Genomic DNA, 1829 nt, shown 5'->3' with positions numbered 1-1829 from the left:
GCGTACAGCCCTGCACGTACGCTCGCCAACGCCGTCACGGCCCACCTGTCGAACGGCGATGTCACCAAGGTTCTTGAATACTCCGGGCAGATCGAGGCTCTGGTCAAGCAGTCACCCTCGCAGTGGACCCGCACTCTTGTGTCCCTAGATGTGGCCACCGCGCTGCTGCAACAAGGCCGACCCGAGCTGGAACAGGCGCTATCTCTGGGCACCCAGGCCCTCCACATGCTGCAAACCAGCGGCAGCGCGCCCATCCAATCGGTGTGGCTGCGCGCTAGCGAACTCCTCCAGCACGCGGGGAAGTGGCAGATGGAGCCCGTCGTGCGCGACTATGCCACTGAACTAGCGGCTCTGAACTACCCGCCAGCCGTCTAGGCGGAACCCGAAGCGGGGGCGTGACCGGCTGCGCGAGCCTCTTAGGAGATCTCTGGTGATGACCCCGCTGATCGACGACAGCAGGGCGTTCCCCGCGACACCGCCTAGCGATCTGGACGATCCTCAGAAGATCACCTCGAACGACTGGGACGCCTTCAAGTCCGTTCACCGGATGACCAGTCACTGGGACCGGCCCGGATGGGCCCCGGGAGACAAGGCCTACTACTGGATGCTGGCCTTCCCTGAGGAGCAGGAGCTGATCTCCCAGGCACGCTCGTACCAGCAGGACCTGGCCGGCCTAGGCATGGATGAGGTGCCGCACGACGGCCTGCACATCACGATGAACAGGATTGGCAGCTGCGCGGACGTCGAACCCAGCACGGTGGACAGCCTCGCTCAGCAGGCGGACGGCACGCTCGGCGGTGCCTTCGATATCCGTGCCGAACCCATGGCCGGGTCCAGGGGAGCCATCCGGTTCAGCGTCACGCCCTGGACGCCTCTGGTGGAGCTGCACACCACCCTGTACCGAGCTGGACAGCGCGCCGGTGTCGAAGGCGGAAGGCCAAGTAGCCTCTTCCGCCCGCACCTCGGAATTCTCTACAACAACCGGGAACGGCCTGCCGCCCCCGTGATCGACGCCGTCGCCGTCCTGAGGCACCGCCCCGTCACCGCCCTCCCGGTCGTCCACGTCGAACTGGTCGAACTGCGCCAGGAAGACCGCACTTACCGGTGGCAGGTCCTGCACAAGCTCACTCTCCCCAGCCGCTCGCCTGCTCGCTGACCCAGCCGTCGAGATGGGAAATGGGAGCACCGGGTGGTACCGGTGCCCCCATCGGTGGCTCAACTGCCCTGCGCCACCCGCACGCTCCGGACTTTCAGCGCAATCTCCGCCGCCTCCGTGTCCGGGCTGGACCGGGCGGTGACCGCCGCCCCGACCGGCAGCCATACCCGGCCGTCCCGCTGGAAGACGCTGCGCAGGAGCTGCGACCACTGGAGACTGCCATCAGGCGCCGCACATCCGACAAGGCCGTAGTACGGCCCGCGCGGGAACTCCTCGAGCCGCGCGATCTCGGATAGCCCTTCGGTGGGCGAAGCCCCCGTGGGCAGCACTCCCAGCAGAACGCCGGCTAGGTCGCTTCCGGACTTGGGCTCCAACGTTAGCCGGGTCATTCCGTGGACTAGTTCCTCGAGTCTCAGGAACTCCGGGGGCCCTGCTGCCACTCGGGCGAAGGTGCCGTAGGCAGTCAGCAAGGAGTCGATGGATGACCGGTGCTCTTCAACGAGGCGCCGGTCCCAGTCCGGCGTTCGGTGGCTGCTGGCGTCGTGTGCGGACGTGCCGGACAGCTTGTGGCAGGTGAACCGCTCCAGTGAGCCGTCGACGAGGAGTTCCGGACTGGTTCCCGCGAACTCCAGCCCACCATGGTGACAGTAGAACGAGCGGGACACACCATGGG

2 protein-coding genes and 1 pseudogene are annotated in these 1829 nt (G+C 66.7%); 2 read left to right on the top strand and 1 reads right to left on the bottom strand.

Features of this window, described 5'->3' with window-relative positions; translation table 11 throughout:
• A pseudogene (locus tag ACWFR4_RS48655) lies at positions 1-375 on the top strand (hypothetical protein); the annotation flags it as partial.
• Positions 376-433: 58 nt separating this feature from the next.
• Complete coding sequence (locus tag ACWFR4_RS48650) at positions 434-1156, top strand: 2'-5' RNA ligase family protein (RefSeq protein ID WP_453658391.1); 723 nt, start codon at positions 434-436, stop codon at positions 1154-1156.
• A 59-nt stretch (positions 1157-1215) separates the two neighbouring features.
• Here ACWFR4_RS48650 and ACWFR4_RS48645 read toward each other — a convergent pair.
• The coding region (locus ACWFR4_RS48645) for a chorismate-binding protein (protein ID WP_453658389.1) at positions 1216-1829 on the bottom strand (614 nt) is incomplete at its 5' end.

The sequence above is a fragment of the Streptomyces sp. NPDC055140 genome (genome assembly GCF_053607285.1).
The sequence above is the reverse complement of the archived record's forward strand: the minus strand, read 5'-3'. Positions and strand labels throughout refer to the sequence as shown.

Excerpts from the sequence above, each read along its gene's own strand:
- ACWFR4_RS48650 (WP_453658391.1), top strand. The coding sequence starts at position 434 with ATGACCCCGCTGATCGACGACAGCAGGGCGTTCCCCGCGACACCGCCT.